The sequence below is a fragment of the Vulcanisaeta sp. genome, from assembly GCF_049966235.1.
Classification (GTDB): Archaea; Thermoproteota; Thermoprotei; order Thermoproteales; family Thermocladiaceae; genus Vulcanisaeta; species Vulcanisaeta moutnovskia.
Genome location: NZ_JBMFVA010000020.1, coordinates 1 through 14,379, shown reverse-complemented (window position 1 = coordinate 14,379; position 14,379 = coordinate 1). Strand labels below are relative to the sequence as shown.

19 protein-coding genes and 1 pseudogene are annotated in these 14,379 nt (G+C 44.3%); 10 read left to right on the top strand and 10 right to left on the bottom strand.

Going from position 1 to position 14,379, the window contains the following annotated elements; genetic code table 11:
- Window positions 1–65: 65 nt before the first annotated feature.
- Window positions 66–977, bottom strand: coding sequence for a DUF92 domain-containing protein (locus ACP5L5_RS09760; RefSeq protein WP_428763420.1), 912 nt, complete (start codon window positions 975–977; stop codon window positions 66–68).
- A 240-nt stretch (window positions 978–1,217) separates the two neighbouring features.
- Here ACP5L5_RS09760 and ACP5L5_RS09755 point away from each other — a divergent pair, with 240 nt between their 5' ends.
- Together ACP5L5_RS09755 and ACP5L5_RS09750 are read left to right on the top strand one after the other, a co-directional pair.
- On the top strand, window positions 1,218–1,655 hold the full coding sequence (locus ACP5L5_RS09755) for a hypothetical protein (protein WP_428763418.1): 438 nt from the start codon (window positions 1,218–1,220) through the stop codon (window positions 1,653–1,655).
- Window positions 1,656–1,687: 32 nt separating this feature from the next.
- A complete protein-coding gene (locus tag ACP5L5_RS09750; RefSeq protein WP_013604982.1) occupies window positions 1,688–2,461 on the top strand; it encodes a geranylgeranylglyceryl/heptaprenylglyceryl phosphate synthase in 774 nt (257 codons plus the stop codon).
- Here ACP5L5_RS09750 and ACP5L5_RS09745 read toward each other — a convergent pair.
- Window positions 2,447–2,620 (bottom strand): preprotein translocase subunit Sec61beta, encoded by a 174-nt coding sequence (locus ACP5L5_RS09745; protein ID WP_048056970.1) that lies wholly within the window; start codon window positions 2,618–2,620, stop codon window positions 2,447–2,449. The two genes, ACP5L5_RS09750 and ACP5L5_RS09745, sit on opposite strands and share 15 nt — an antisense overlap.
- Window positions 2,621–2,667: 47 nt before the next feature.
- Window positions 2,668–3,249 (bottom strand): ZPR1 zinc finger domain-containing protein, encoded by a 582-nt coding sequence (locus ACP5L5_RS09740; RefSeq protein ID WP_428763416.1) that lies wholly within the window; start codon window positions 3,247–3,249, stop codon window positions 2,668–2,670.
- Between the two features lie 90 nt (window positions 3,250–3,339).
- Between ACP5L5_RS09740 and ACP5L5_RS09735 the strand changes: the two genes are divergently transcribed.
- From ACP5L5_RS09735 to ACP5L5_RS09725, 3 genes are read left to right on the top strand one after another with little or no spacing between them, the layout of a single operon-like run.
- Complete coding sequence (locus tag ACP5L5_RS09735; RefSeq protein WP_013604985.1) at window positions 3,340–3,651, top strand: hypothetical protein; 312 nt, start codon at window positions 3,340–3,342, stop codon at window positions 3,649–3,651.
- Between the two features lie 36 nt (window positions 3,652–3,687).
- Window positions 3,688–4,104 (top strand): HIT family protein, encoded by a 417-nt coding sequence (locus ACP5L5_RS09730; RefSeq protein ID WP_048056971.1) that lies wholly within the window; start codon window positions 3,688–3,690, stop codon window positions 4,102–4,104.
- Between the two features lie 35 nt (window positions 4,105–4,139).
- Window positions 4,140–4,439 (top strand): hypothetical protein, encoded by a 300-nt coding sequence (locus ACP5L5_RS09725; protein ID WP_428763414.1) that lies wholly within the window; start codon window positions 4,140–4,142, stop codon window positions 4,437–4,439.
- Here ACP5L5_RS09725 and ACP5L5_RS09720 read toward each other — a convergent pair.
- Window positions 4,436–5,506, bottom strand: a complete 1,071-nt coding sequence (locus tag ACP5L5_RS09720; RefSeq protein WP_428763413.1) for a hypothetical protein — start codon at window positions 5,504–5,506, stop codon at window positions 4,436–4,438. The genes ACP5L5_RS09725 and ACP5L5_RS09720 overlap by 4 nt on opposite strands.
- 53 nt (window positions 5,507–5,559) lie before the next feature.
- Between ACP5L5_RS09720 and ACP5L5_RS09715 the strand changes: the two genes are divergently transcribed.
- The 5 genes from ACP5L5_RS09715 (at window position 5,560) to ACP5L5_RS09695 (ending at window position 9,340) form a co-directional block, all read left to right on the top strand.
- On the top strand, window positions 5,560–6,828 hold the full coding sequence (locus ACP5L5_RS09715) for a molybdopterin molybdotransferase MoeA (protein WP_273304632.1): 1,269 nt from the start codon (window positions 5,560–5,562) through the stop codon (window positions 6,826–6,828).
- Window positions 6,829–6,899: 71 nt separating this feature from the next.
- Entirely contained in the window at window positions 6,900–7,202 is a 303-nt protein-coding gene (locus ACP5L5_RS09710; protein WP_428763411.1) for a hypothetical protein, read from the top strand.
- A gap of 45 nt (window positions 7,203–7,247) precedes the next feature.
- The gene (locus tag ACP5L5_RS09705) at window positions 7,248–7,949 is read left to right on the top strand and encodes a hypothetical protein (RefSeq protein WP_428763410.1); all 702 of its coding nucleotides are present in this window, start codon (window positions 7,248–7,250) and stop codon (window positions 7,947–7,949) included.
- A 342-nt stretch (window positions 7,950–8,291) separates the two neighbouring features.
- The gene (locus ACP5L5_RS09700) at window positions 8,292–8,837 is read left to right on the top strand and encodes a hypothetical protein (RefSeq protein ID WP_428763408.1); all 546 of its coding nucleotides are present in this window, start codon (window positions 8,292–8,294) and stop codon (window positions 8,835–8,837) included.
- Window positions 8,838–9,046: 209 nt separating this feature from the next.
- Window positions 9,047–9,340: a hypothetical protein gene (locus ACP5L5_RS09695; protein ID WP_428763406.1), complete on the top strand. Its 294-nt coding sequence runs from the start codon at window positions 9,047–9,049 to the stop codon at window positions 9,338–9,340.
- Between the two features lie 318 nt (window positions 9,341–9,658).
- Here the strand turns inward: ACP5L5_RS09695 and ACP5L5_RS09690 are convergent, their stop codons facing one another.
- The 6 genes and pseudogenes from ACP5L5_RS09690 to ACP5L5_RS09665 form a co-directional block, all read right to left on the bottom strand.
- Window positions 9,659–10,423, bottom strand: coding sequence for a phosphate ABC transporter ATP-binding protein (locus ACP5L5_RS09690; protein ID WP_428763404.1), 765 nt, complete (start codon window positions 10,421–10,423; stop codon window positions 9,659–9,661).
- 1 nt (window position 10,424) lies between these two features.
- A complete protein-coding gene (locus ACP5L5_RS09685; protein ID WP_428763402.1) occupies window positions 10,425–11,255 on the bottom strand; it encodes a PstA family ABC transporter permease in 831 nt (276 codons plus the stop codon).
- Window positions 11,252–12,169 carry a phosphate ABC transporter permease subunit PstC gene (pstC, locus tag ACP5L5_RS09680; protein WP_428763400.1) on the bottom strand — a complete coding sequence of 306 codons (918 nt, stop codon included), beginning with the start codon at window positions 12,167–12,169 and terminating at the stop codon, window positions 11,252–11,254. Before pstC ends, ACP5L5_RS09685 begins: the two co-directional genes overlap by 4 nt.
- Window positions 12,170–12,175: 6 nt before the next feature.
- On the bottom strand, window positions 12,176–13,300 hold the full coding sequence (gene pstS / locus ACP5L5_RS09675) for a phosphate ABC transporter substrate-binding protein PstS (RefSeq protein WP_428763398.1): 1,125 nt from the start codon (window positions 13,298–13,300) through the stop codon (window positions 12,176–12,178).
- Between the two features lie 344 nt (window positions 13,301–13,644).
- Window positions 13,645–13,770, bottom strand: coding sequence for a hypothetical protein (locus ACP5L5_RS09670; protein ID WP_428763397.1), 126 nt, complete (start codon window positions 13,768–13,770; stop codon window positions 13,645–13,647).
- A gap of 123 nt (window positions 13,771–13,893) precedes the next feature.
- Window positions 13,894–14,379: pseudogene (locus ACP5L5_RS09665) on the bottom strand (hypothetical protein); the annotation flags it as partial.

The following is a 14,379-nucleotide window of genomic DNA, read 5'->3' as shown; positions in this document are numbered from 1 at the left end:
TAAATATGCAATAAATATGCCTGTACTTATGTTTGCTCGTAAGACCTATTACTTACCTACTTGCTTTATAAATCAGTAATGACAACGTGAGGACCAAACAATAACAGCAGTACTACTATGGATGCCGCAGCTATTATCGCTGATACGAGTAGGTTTACATCCTCATTCTCAAGGTCATAACTGCCCATTACCCTTATAGTCCTCTCACCGCATACATGAACCTCCCTATCAGTCATTATACCACACCTTGGGCATTTATACTTAGGTTGAAACAAAGCCCCCAAAATACTGTCAAGAACCTCACCCAAATAACCAAGAATTAAAACAATAATTACAAACCAAATGTTTACGGAATCAATATAGCCCAGGAACTTGAGTAGGTACTGAATGCCGAGGTACGTCAGCGCTATTGTGGATGAACCGAGGAGCGAACTTGCTTCACCCAATAACGTAACACCACCAGACACGCCTGGATCGACTATGGTCCAAGGCCTTATTATTAACCTCGGCCTTGAATTACTGAGAACACCCAACTCTGAGGCCCATGTATCTGCGTTTGAGTAGGCAATGCTCGTAATAGCGGCTGTGGAGAGTAATTGGTACATCACCATACTATGATTAAAATAGGCTATACCCGCCAATAATGCCAGGGTACTTGGTACTAAACCCACAGCCAATACCTGCTTCCAATTCCTTCCCTTAACATCCTCCGCAGTACCGAGTTCCTCCTTCCTCTCAACACCAACCTTAGTAAGGACGCTCGAGCTACCTAGAAACACTATGAATGGTAGTATTGAGGATGGCCCACCGAGGAGTATCATTGAACCTACGAGTATTGACGGTATGATCGCATCCCTTGTTATAACCCTAATCCTCAATGCAGCATAGGCCAATATTAATGAGATTATCAGCGCCGCAATTGCAATTAATGAATAAGCAATTACTGTATCATTAATACTCATGATTGTTCCATGCATCAATTAATTGCTCGATAAGGTTTTTTAAGTATTATTTCGATATTTTATGAGGAGATAGGGCGTTACACGGTCTGGTCATGTGATGATACAGAGTTACGCAGATCGATGACGATAACTTACCCGACTGATTAAACCTAGGTATATACTTAATCCCTGATTGTTCGTGGCAGGAATTCATTGGCTAGAAATTCATTAGTATTAAGAAAAAGGTATTTATATTAAGACTTAGTTGTGGCTTCGATGGGTCGTAGAAGGAAAAGTCGTAAGAAATTACTACTTAGGCCTAAGAAGACCCTGCCTAAGATATTCACATGCCCACATTGTGGTGCGCCATTGGTTAATGTAAAGCTCGATAAGAAGGAAGGGAAGGTATTGGTTAACTGTGGTAATTGTGGTCTTGAGGCCGAGTTCAATTACATACCTGGCTTACTTCCTGTGGATTACTTCAATAAATTCGTTGATCTTTATTACCAGGGACAGATAAAGCCTAAGAAGGAGGTTACGGTATCATTATCACAATTAGCGCCTAAGACGAATCCACTACTTAATGAGGATCAGGAATCAAGTGAGTCATTTAATGAAAGTAGTGAGGAGCTCAGTGGGGGGATTGGTTCTGAGGAGTTTTATGGAGAGGGAGAAGGCGAGTATTCAGAGGGTACTGAATATACCGAGGAGTGATATTTAAAATTCAATAGGGTTTCTCATTATTAATGGGTATTAAGGATTACCTATTAGGTCGTATTACTGAGCTTGGTACAATACACATGACATTACTTGACCCAGACAAGGTGAGTGCTAGGGAGTTTAGGGAATTGGCGTTAATGGTTCAGGAATACGGTAGTGATGCATTAATGGTTGGTGGTTCCCTGGGGATATCTGAGGGCCAGTTAGATGAGTATCTAGGGGCTGTTAAGGATTCGTTGAAGATACCCGTTATCCTATTCCCAGGTAGCGTGGCAAACCTGAGTAGGCACGCCGATGCCGTATTCTTCCTCAGCGTACTCAATAGCGCCGATCCATACTTCATAGTCGGTGCCCAAATACAGGCCTCGGTACTGCTTGTGAAGAGGTTCAGGAACCTGGAACCAATATCACTGGCTTACATCATTATCGGTGATGGTGGCGCAGTTGGTTATGTGAGTCACGCCAGGCCAATACCCTATGACAGGGATGACATTGCGCTGGCCTACGCATATACTGCACAGTTAATGGGGTTTGACATGATCTACCTCGAGGCTGGTAGTGGTGCCCGTGAGCCCGTGAGGCCAAGGATGGTTTCCAGGGTGAAGCAGTTGGTTAGTAAGCCATTGATAGTTGGTGGTGGTATTAGGGATCCTGAGAAGGCTGGTGAGTTGGCTTTGGCGGGTGCTGATGCGGTGGTTACGGGGACTATAATTGAGGAAAAGCCTGAGTTAATTAAGGATATAATAAGAGCGGTGCATGAAGGAGGAATTACGAGAAGGAGGAACTCAAAGAGGAACTAGGAACTTCAATATTATTACTAGCAATGAAATTGCAATACCAAGGAATACCACGGCCTGCGGGCTTATTTTAATTTTCTCGATTTCCTTAGCCTCATTAAACTTGACTAATCCAGCGGCAATGAATGGTGACATTCCCGATGTACGTCTACGCCTAGGCATCAACTATTGGCATAGCTAGGAAATTAAAAACTTAACTCAAAGGGTTATCACGTCATTGGGTTAAGCGGTTCAATGCGAACACTCGAGTCACGACCTGGTGGTGGTTTGATCATTGAATTACCGTTTGGGTCCTCAATGATTATCCTAAACCTAAAACCACCCTGGAGGGCTCTCTGCACCTTATCCTTGAACTCCCTCAGCCTGCGTATACTCTCCTCATCACCCTCATTCAGAACCTCCATCCTCTCAGCAACATCGATCATCCTCAACAATAGGCCTTCTATAGTCGTTATCATGGCCTCCGCATCAGGCCCTGGATCAATGTCAAAACCAAGTTCGGGGCTACTTATCCTCGCGCTCCTTGACCTAAATATGTAGGTCTTATACACATCAACATCATCTTTAACATCGTAGGTAATCCTCGAAGGGCCCTTTGAATTAAGGTACTGAATATCAACTCTCCTATAGCCACAGTAATCGCATTGATTACTATACAGTATTAAATCACCAAATGCTGGGTCACTATATAGTATCTCAATTACGTGGAGTGTATCCCTACCGCACACAGGGCATTTCTCAATCCCGGAGTATAGCACCTTACCATGAATACTCACATCATTATCATTCATTAGGCTTTGATGATAATCCAAGTATTTAAAGCATATTACTTACGTTAGTGTATAATCTTTAAAAGGGGGTTGTTCCAGGTACGTACCTTGATGAGCTCAGTAACACCAAGTAAGTGGCTTACGATCCTTGGTATAATAGCAGCATTAATACTTGTATTATTCATAATGGGTTTTTGGTATGCAGTCTATACACCTGGCGTTCTCTCGACATGTTCAGGCCCCTTCACATTAATGGAGATCCTAGCCCTAATATTATCAATTTCTGGAGTGTACTTATTAATGAGTTACCTGAGTAGGGGTAGTGTCAGTGACTTATTACTGATAGTCTTTGTAGTGGTGCTTGCAATATTTGCAGTGAGTTTCTACTTGCTGTCAGTTTCGTCGTATGGCGCCATATGTTAAGTCTTAAAAGTGATGGTTATTATGGGCATTTATCATATGGATTGCGTGTTCTGTAGGATAGTTAGGAGTGAGGAACCTGCCTATGTGGTTTATGAAGATGACCATGTAATCGCAATACTCGATAAGTACCCAATAAGTAGGGGTCACACACTCGTCATGCCAAAGAGGCATTATAGGGATATAACGGAGATACCGAGTGATGAATTGTGCCGTGTAATCACGGTTACGAAGACAGTGGCCATGGCAGTAATCAAGGCTTTGAATGTGCCTGGCGTGAGGATTATTCAGAACAATGGTGCTGAAGCTGGTCAGGTTGTCTTCCACATGCACTTCCATGTAATACCAATGACTGGTCACATCGTTGGTAGGCACTACCTAACTGAGGAGGAAGGTCGTGAAGTATCTGAATTATTGTCCGGCGCCATTAAGGAAATACTCAGCAATAAGAGTTAACTTTTTTATACCATTTTCGCTAATAAATTCTCACTATGGAAGTATTTGGCTTAACGCTAACACAGATTGTTAGTATAATAGGGCTCTTCGTACTAGGCCTATTAGTGGGTATATTAATAAGGAAGTTAATCGGTGTTGCCCTAGTACTACTGGCCATAGTAATACTCGCAATAGCCCTAGGTTACCTAAGTCCATCAACCCTAGTCTCAATACTTCACTATGCAGGCTACGCAATGAGTGCTGCCTACGCAAAGACACAGCAGTTCGTAGGGGCCATCCCATACTCATCACTGGCTTTCATAATAGGCCTCGTTATTGGTCTCATAAAAGGTTAGTTAAGATAAATAACTCTTAGGTTCGACCTATATAGGAAATCGAGGAATGAGTCAAAGGCCCTATCCAGGGATTGAGGTTTATAGACCATTGTCTCATTACCGCTTATGAATACAAATCCTGTGTGAGGTGGTAAATCACTAACATGCTTGTTCATTATATCCGTAAACTCCTCACCAGGCCTATGCATTATTATGATGACCCTATCCTCCCGTGAGTGGTAATCCAGAATCCTCCTACTTGGTAAAATCCATGGATAAAGCATTATCAATTCCCTACCACCCTCACCAAACACTGTATATACAATGCCGCACCTTGCAATCCTGCTATAGGTGTACTGACCATGAGGGCTGATGATCCTCCTCATAGACCTAGCGCTGGAGTCCTTCATTTCATGAATCACGGTCCTAAGTTCCCTCAAATCAATGACTGGGTTAAGTATGGGTTCACCAATGGAGCCATCAAGTATATTGCCAATTCTCGTTTTAAGCACTAACTCCTTAAAATCAATTCCATAAATAGCCCTAAACAACCAACTAATGGGTTTTGAGCCAAAGGCCGCGGATTCCACGGCAACCAGCTCAAGGGTATCTAAGTCACCCAGTGATTCCCTAATGTTGGGTATTGGAATATCCCCACTCATCTCAAGGAGTCTGGGTATTAGGTATTCAGGTACGAACAATACACCCCTCCTCCTATGCATTAAAACCCCAGCCCTTATTAGCTCAGTAATAATATCCTCGTTAAAACCCATGAGGGTGAATTGAACCTTAAGAACGTTCTCATCACCACCAAGCCCCATGTACTTAACCAAAGCGTAAGCCGCATTACCGAAACCCCTAACCTTGCTCATTGAGTGGTCGGCCAATGTCTCATAAAATCTCTTAATCCTATTACCCACATCCTCCCCAATTGATGATATGAACTCTCTAACTCTATTAAGCACATCCATATACCTATCGCCATACCTCAAACTAAAGTCCTGAATCAAGGTCTCCTCTCTCTCATCATCATAATTAATCAGTTGATACACACCCTCCAGTACCTCAGTATTTAATTGTTCACCCACACCAATTATTAATGCTGCTAGAGTTTTAAATAGCGCATTGCCCTTTAAGCCACGTGAAGCCTCATGAATATAAGTTCGTGATACCACACGAACTTGAGGAATTAACCAATGCAGTAAATACATTAAGTACTGTTAATGAGGAGCCAGTACCCGTGTGGGACTCAATGGGTAGAGTACTTTCGAGGGACATAATTGTACCCATAGACATACCACCACGCCCTAAGGCGGCTTATGACGGCTACGCCGTTAGAAGTCAAGACATTACCAAGGTACCCACTAAGTTAAGGTTTGTTGGTTCAGTAAGTATTGGTGAGGTCCCAAGTATTAAGGTAGGCCCCATGGAGACGACCTACGTAACCACCGGCGCCTACTTACCAGATGGCACCGACGCTGTTGTCCCTGAGGAGTTTGTTGATGTTGTTGGCAATAATGAGGTCATTATTAATAAGGCGGTTAAGCCCTGGGAAAACGTAGACCCAGCAGGTAGTTTCGCCAGGAAAGGCGAGGTGGCACTCAGGGAAGGCACGGTTATAATGCCCTGGGACATACCAGCACTGCTGGAACTTGGCATCGGCGAGGTTTGGGTTAGGAGGAAGGTTAGGATTTACGTGATCGCCACAGGTTCCGAACTCGTAGAGGCAAGGGAACCAGGCGATGTTATTAATGCAATAGTCAATGGAAAGGTTATAGAAAGCACGGCATCAATGATCAAAGATTATGTCAACATGTACGTTCCCTACGCCGAGGTTATCGGCAAAACAATAGTACCCGACAATCCAGACGCAATACGAAGTGCCATACTTCACGGTCTCGACCAGGCAGACATAGTAATAACCACGGGGGGTACGGGGCCGAGTGGTATAGATTACGTGTACGAGGTCACACAATCCCTAAAGCCCAGGGCATACATTAGGGGCCTAAGAATGAGGCCAGGTAAACCCACAGGCCTAGCCGTACTGAGTAATAATAAGGTCATCATAAACCTCTCCGGCCACCCAATATCAACGTTAAATGCACTCACGGTAGTTGTTAATGATGTTATTAAGCGAATGGCTGGCGTCAAGATAGGTATGCCGGAACCCAGGGTTACCGCTAAACTGGCTAAGGGCTCGCTAGGTGATGAGGAGATTGCAAGGCAGTACAGGGTTAGGGTTAGGAGGGTTGGTAATGAGTACCTTATTGGGAACATACCGAGACAAGGTAGTTCACTGACGCACACGCTTCTAATGATAAATGGGCTAGTGTTCACGAGAAGGGGGCAAATAATTAGGGAGGGCGATTACGTTGAGGTGCTGCTCCTGAGGGAGCCGCCTCGCGAGTGATTTCAATTTTACAAAATATTTCAACCCAAACACTGAAAGTAATTTATAAATCAAGTGGATAAAATAATTATGTGAAGCAAAAACTGGTGCAAAGGCAGGAACAGAAACACAGATGTGGGATAAGCGATATTAGGGAATTCATAGTGAACTACGTAATTAAGAACTGCAGGAGGAACATAACGAGGGATGATGAATACAAGATAACAATGGCGTGTTTCCATGCATGGCACCAAACAAGGTATGGAATAAGGGCATCACAGCAATGCATAAGAACCCTGGTACTCTACCTACCGGCAATAGCCCAGGAATTAAAACTAAAAATAGAAAGAGAGGGAAACGCAAAATACATAATAACAAGGCAGGAACCACCCTAACTGAACACCCGAGGTAAAAAATACCGCCAACAAGACTTAACTACGATGAGTACTGTGAAACCCACCAACACAAGGCACCTAATGTTAATCATCATACTCACCCTAGGTATAGCCTCAATAGCCCTAACAATCCTAGCCCAAACACCAACACGACCAAAACCGTTCATGACAATCAACGGCCAAGCCTACCAAATAAACTACTACAGCACAACCAGCACTGCAACACCCACGATAATAATCAACGGCTACATAGACGGAACCCCAGTACCATTCTCCGTAAGCCTATTCGCAATAACACCAACAAAGATCTACACCGTAGGCTACTACTACGGCACCGGCACAGTGAGCATAAACCTAACAAACCCACTGATGACCAAAGTCGCAGAAACATGGATAAGCGAATGCGAAAGTAATGCAGGAATGCCATCATTAATGACATTCATAACTTACGAAAACAACAACGAGACCTGGACAGTAATAATGGCAATACCATATTCACCAAACTGGATCATCAAAAAGACGCCCATTAGAATATCCATAAGCGCCGAGTTCGATAAGGTGAAGCCAGTATATGTAACACCAATCAAAAGTAATAATCAAACCAATATCCAAACCACTCAAATAAACCAGGCAAACGGAAACAATGACCCTTATGGATTCACATACGTAGGTAACTGCTCATCAAGCTTCTACGTCGCACCCCCACCAATCTTTGCACGGTTCTTATTGGGTACTTCAGCGATGTAGTGAATTTGAGGGTGGTGTACCTCTCGTATTCGTTGAATGGAGTGCCAACGCATTACAGAGTATAAGTTCAATCGATATTGATAACATTGAAGGAACCGCACAAAGCGGTTCTGGTCTTTTTGGCGTGCTCAACGAGACTGGCGGAAGCGGAGATGAACTAATATTAGTAGGCCCAACATACGAATTCAGTAATACATATACGATAGAGATGCCTAATAATATTGTTGGAGTGACTATTAATTATGGAACACTTGATGAAGAGACCTCTACTTTAAATGGCATAAACGTATTACATACACCGTACCTAGCGATGGCTTCTTTTACGTCGGCCTGCCTGCATATGTGGCTTACGTATCATGGCAACTATACCTCTCAGATGCACCGGCAAATTACTGGGCTAATGGCACCGAGACCCTCGCACCTCTTAACACAGACTTTAATGGCCCATTTCTGTACGTCTATCCCTACTTAGACATCGGTAATGGCTCGATGACCGGCGTATTTGACGGAATTCTTTACATGTATGAGAATTACGGACAACTTCTTATAAACCTACTGGACGCCTATCAGTATAATGAAGGCGTTGGTGGTTCAAGTCCATGTTCAAATGCGCCACAACCAGGCATTGGCGCAAATTATATTGAGTATACGTTATCAAGCATAACGAGCACCTACAACCCTAACCCAATAGGCTGGGCCTTCATGTTCGGGCCACCACTGGCTGGTGGTTATTGGGGCGGCTCATCCACGATCGCCAATAACGTAGTTAAGGGCATTAGTGATGCATTAACAATAGTTGGAGCATTCCTACCCACATCATTGTACAACCAAAACAACTTCGCACTCAGCGCAAACGTGTATATAAACTACTTATCCTCAACACCATAATTCTACGTAACGTTCATAGGAAGCCCGCAGGTAACAAGCACCACAGGCTCGCAGACAACCTACCCGACAGGCATGATAATAAACGAGAGCGGCTACTATCTATCACAGTATATTCCGGTGATCCAGTGCGGCACGTAACCTAAACCCAATAACTAATTTAGAATTAAACCTAAAAGCTATTTCCATGATTACCTTGGTGGTAAAGGGTAATGAGCGAGTGGGTTTGGACGAGCGAGGATGTTAAATGGGCGTACAGAGGCCATCGCAACGCAATAATTGCTGGTTTAATCCTGGTAATACTAGATATTGCTGGAATACTACTGTGGCCGTATAGGCCCACGGTAATAACATTTTCAATAGCCCTAGTCCTAGGCATAGTATTGATAGTCCATGGCGCATCGAGAATAAACTCAATAAAGTCAACAGCGGCCGGGATAAAGAGCATCGAGGTTAGGAACGGCTCAATAGTGATAAATACAGTCAACGGCACGCAACGAGCCTAGATGAAGTAACCATATGCTATAAAGCCATAATAGGCCGTGGCTTTAGACCCTACGTCTATAACATCTTCATCAAGTACCAAGGCATGGAGTACGAAATGCCCTACCTAAAACCCGAAGACTACGGAGCACTCAAACAAGCCCTAAAAAGCCATGGAAAGGACGTAGATCAATGCGTATAACCGCATCAAGGACGTTACCTATGAACACATTTGTGCAAAGAATTGAACAATAGAGAAAAATCCCTAGCTTAGTTGTGCAGAGTACAGATGGTTCGTGGGCGATTTACGCCAGTCTCGCCTTTGCTTGTCTGGAACGTCATCATACCTTTCCTACCACGTACATTTCAGTAAGCTTGTTAAGCGGTGATGAAAATATTTTCTCTGTGGGTCCCCACTCTATCAATTTGCCATTATATAGAAATGCAACATAGTTTGAGATTCTCGCTGCTTGTTGCGAGTTGTGGGTTACGACGATTATGGTTATGTTCCTGCTCAGCTCCAGGATCAATTCCTCTATCCTCTTCGCGTTGACCACGTCTATCATTGACGTCGGCTCATCCATCAAAAGGACCTCAGGTCTCAACGCCAGTGCCCTAGCAATTACCAACCTCTGTTGTTGACCGCCAGATAATTTACCAGCCGGCATTTTCAACCTATCCTTAACCTCATCCCATAAATGAACCCTTTCTAACACGTACCTAACATTCTCGTTAAGCTTAGTCCTATCCCTAATAATGCCGTTAGCCCTAAGCGGATATGCTATGTTATCGTAAATACTCATATGCGGAAATGGGTTTGGTTGTTGGAAAACCATCCCAACCCTCCTCCTTAAAACGACAGGGTCCATCGAGAATATGTCCTCACCATCTAAGGTAACCTTTCCCTCAACTCTAACGCCTTTGTACAGCTCAATTATCCTATTTATGGTCTTAAGCAGCGTTGACTTACCCGAACCTGAAGGACCCATTATTGCAAAGACGCAATTCCTAGGTATGCTGAGTCCGTTAATGTCCTTAAGTATGTGCATGTTGCCTATCCACACATTAAGCCTTTGTATCTCTATAATGGGTCTTGGATCCTCCATATCAATCACCCCTCCTAAGGGATAACCTGATCAAGAGATATATGCCCAATACTATCATTGATAGTATGAGCGAGGCGCCCCAGGCCGTATTGTGCCAGTTATCGTAGGGGCTAAAGGCATAGTTGAATATAAGCACTGGTATTGCCGAAACTGGAGATAGTGGGCTGCTGGCATATAGGTTAAATGCCGTTGTTGTCGTGAACAGGAGCGCAGCGGTTTCACCGAATATCTTACCCATACCCACCAGGACACCAGTAATAACACCCTCCTTGCCCTCGGTAAGCATTATCCTGGCAATATGAAAATCCCTCAACCCCAATGCAACGGCAGCCTCTAGGACAGTATTTTTAGGGACCCTCATTGCTTCGATAGCTTGTATTGTGGTGTACGGTATCATTATCACGGATAACGCAATGGATGCCGTTAACGCACTTAGACTTAAGCCCATCATCAATCCAAAGACTAGGAACGTGGAAATCCCAACTATTATCGTGGGGAACTCAACCATTACGCTGAGAAGTGTACTACCCAACCTCGCCAATGGCGTGTCTTCATAAAGCGCTATGTAGAGCGCCGATAATATGGATATAGGGGCTGCAATCAGCATAGCCATGCTAACGATTAACAAGCTACCCTCAAGCACCGTACCAATGCCCCCGATGTCATTTGTCGCAGGTAATGGAGGCAACCTAAATAGAAATCCTATACCTACCTTTGACAGGACTAGGGCTCCATTGTAAAACACTGCACCAAGCAACCAGATGAATGGTGCAAAAACCAATATTGTTGCGACTAGGGTTAGGGATAAGATGAAGACTTCACGGGTTCTCATCTAGTGTCACCCCTCAATAGTACTAACTTAGATGCGATTATGAAGAAAAGACCTATCGCCAGGAGCAGTAATGCCAGGGAGAACATGGCCGACTGCTCCATTTGAGTGAATGCACTACCGAATTGATTGGCTATGAACGATGGTATTGTGATTCCAGGAGACAGTAAACTCGGAGACACCCTTAAAACTCCACCCACGGTCAACGCAACGGCCACGGTCTCCCCCATACCCCTACCCAAGGCTAAGGTCAATGCGCCAATGATCGACTTAGCTATGTAGGATAGCTTTATCCTAATCGCATCCCACTTAGTCAACCCCAATGCATATATACCCTCGATTAAACCCCTTGGCACCTGGGCATAGACCTCCCTTATCAAGGATGAGGCAAAAGGCATCACCATTATTGAGATCACGATAGACGCCAACAGGTAAGAACCGCCAACCGGTTTAGTGGAGAACAGAGGTATGAAGCCCAAGTAATGGTTAAGCCAGGCGAATATTGTCGAATTCAGTACGGGACCAAGCACGTAGAGCCCCCAGAACCCATAAATTACTGTTGGGAATCCAGCCATAACATCATTAATAGCCACCAGGTATCTCCTAAGCCACTCAGGGGCAAATTCATTAATGAATATGGCTGAACCCAGGGCTAGGGGCATCACGATTATTATTGATATTGAGGCGACGATCACGGTGCCGTATACTGCCGCAAAGGCTCCATAATTCCCTGTATTAGGGTTCCAATCGTTGACGACATAGATGGATAATCCCCTACTCATCAGGGCTGGCAGCGAGTAATAAATCAATGCAGCCAATAGAGACCCTATAAGTCCCACAATGACTACGACGCCTAGGGATAGGATTAATGAGTGGTAAGAAGAAATTGATTGTTTTTTAACTACACTAATCAACATATCGCATCACTTAACCATGCTCGATACAGGCTTGCCATTACATATCATGCTATTTCCAACCTCGTTCGCAAGCCTCTGGGCCAAGCTACTTGGAAGAGGTACATACCCTTCAATCAACCCCTTCTGGCCATTAGTCAGTATGTACTTTATGAATAGGTATATCGCAATGGCCTTATTGCAGTCCGTATACTCGGCAGGGAAGTGTAGATAAGTACCGCCAACTATGGGGTATGCATTGTGCGCGTTTATATTCATAAAGATTCCGGCATATGGGTACCAATTATCAGTGACTGAGGGCACACTTGATAGATCGACAGCGCTTAATGCATTGAGTGTGGTTGAATAGCTTGGCTTAACGAACTCCCCCGTTACGGGGTTCTGCACAGCAGCGACACTTAGGTTATTCACGATCGCGTAGCTCAACTCAACATAACCTATTGACCACTGGTTCTGCTTAACATAAGCCGTAACACCCTCACTACCCTTACCCCCAAGCCCAGTACCTAACTGATCAACAGGCCAATTAACCACATAGCCATACTTAACCCCACTGTTCTTCCACTCCTCAGACGATTTATAGAGCCATAGGGTTAGTGTGAACGTCGTCCCACTACCATCACTCCTATGCACGGCTATTATGGGTTCGTGCGGGAACTTAAAGCCCTTGTTCAGGGAGGTTATCGCCGGGTCGTCCCAATACCTTATCTTCCCTAAGTAAATCCCAGCTATCACATCGGCTGTTAAATTCAGCGTTCCCGTAAATCCAGGTATATTGTATATAAAGGCAACCGCACCTATTGAATCCGGTATAGTTATCATCTTACCGTACTTACTGGTTGCATTCATATACAACTGTGTCGGCATCGGCACATCTGAGGCAGCGATATCATACACGCCCTGAAGGAACCTAGTCACACCAGTACCGCTACCTACACTATCGTAAGTTATCGAAATCCCTGGATACATCGACGTGAAGTTCCTGATCCAAACCTGCATCTGGGGATTAATCCACGTAGAACCACCCGCCCTAATGGTAGCGGTTATATTCGCCACTGCAGATTTATTGGCCCCTTTATGTAACACACCAACTCCAAGTAACACGTACGATACAACCGCCAGAACTATAACCACTGACACCCCAACCAACACGGTTTTGCCCACCATGCAAGCTCAGGAAAGACGTAGATCGATCCCTAATAAGCGTTTTGCACGAAAAGTAATAATCACATAAATAAATAAATATAAATAAATATACTATTTATACCTACATAAATAAAAACCCAACCCAACCAAATCAAAGCTAACTCACAGACAAAGGAACGAACCCAAACACGCACCAAACCACCTCACCAGCATAAAACAACGAATTAAAACACATTAGGAAGCACCGCTCTGCCGAGGTGGTTGTTGATTGCCGCTCTCGGGTTCGTTGTGGCTTTTTGGTCCCCAACTCCCTGTCTGCGGTAGTTTAACGTTCAACCACCCTCGGTGAAGGATGGTTCATCCACGGCCTCCCTCGCCTTGCTCATTGGGTTCAACCCAATTAACCAACATCGTTCATAAAAGAGCTTGTAAAACCATCTGCGGGCATAAACAACCACAAAAAGAATCCCACCAACGCGAAAAGGGACACAAGCCCACTAAAGCAATCATAACTGAAACAAAAAACGAAGAAAACTAGTGATCCCTTCTAAGTAAGGGTCTCATAATCTGAAATTACTAAATCATCCACACGGTGTATAGTACTCTCCCGACACCACCCCCGTTACGTACGAATAAGGTGGGGATGACGCATATGGCGAGCCATATATGTACAATTGACCCGAAATACTGGCCGTAGTACTCGATTGAGGGGTCACAATAACCTCCCACTCGGTCTGAGCCCAGATGGTCTCGGTTGTGTAGTAACTACATACGTAATAAGACGTGACGGCGTAGTTCTCGAAATCAACATTAAATGACGCTGCGTACTGCTGCGATGGGTTGAAATTCAGTATTATGATTAGGCCTGGCGCATCATCCTCGAAGGCATTCGGGAAGGCCGCATTACTCTCGGTATGAACTATATTAAACGTCCAGGTCAGGTTAGCCACCTCCGCATTATTCCCATCAAATTGAACTATCTCAGACGGACTATTAGAGGTGCTTATTGACTCGGTAACGCCAGCAGGCATTGATATGGAGTACGATACCGTAATTCCCCCTGTACC